The following is a 212-nucleotide window of genomic DNA, read 5'->3' as shown; positions in this document are numbered from 1 at the left end:
CCAGGCAAGAAGCGGGCGCTTGTGCGCCGGGTCTACAGCTTTTTTGCGATGACATCCTTCAATGCATGGTTTTCCATCGCGAGCTCGGCATACATGCGCTTGAGCTTGCTGTGATCGGTCTCCAGGTCGCGAAGGCGCTGCACATCGGCTGCCTCCATGCCGCCGTATTTGGACTTCCAGACGTAGTACGTCGCGTCGGAAATACCCAGCTC

General features: G+C 58.0%; 1 pseudogene. It reads right to left on the bottom strand.

The window, feature by feature from the left end:
- Positions 1–38: 38 nt before the first annotated feature.
- Positions 39–212 (bottom strand): annotated as a pseudogene (locus C0541_RS21195) (transposase); the annotation flags it as partial.

Source organism: Xanthomonas arboricola (assembly GCF_003353015.1).
Taxonomy (GTDB): domain Bacteria; phylum Pseudomonadota; class Gammaproteobacteria; order Xanthomonadales; family Xanthomonadaceae; genus Xanthomonas; species Xanthomonas arboricola_E.
The sequence above is the reverse complement of the archived record's forward strand: the minus strand, read 5'-3'. Positions and strand labels throughout refer to the sequence as shown.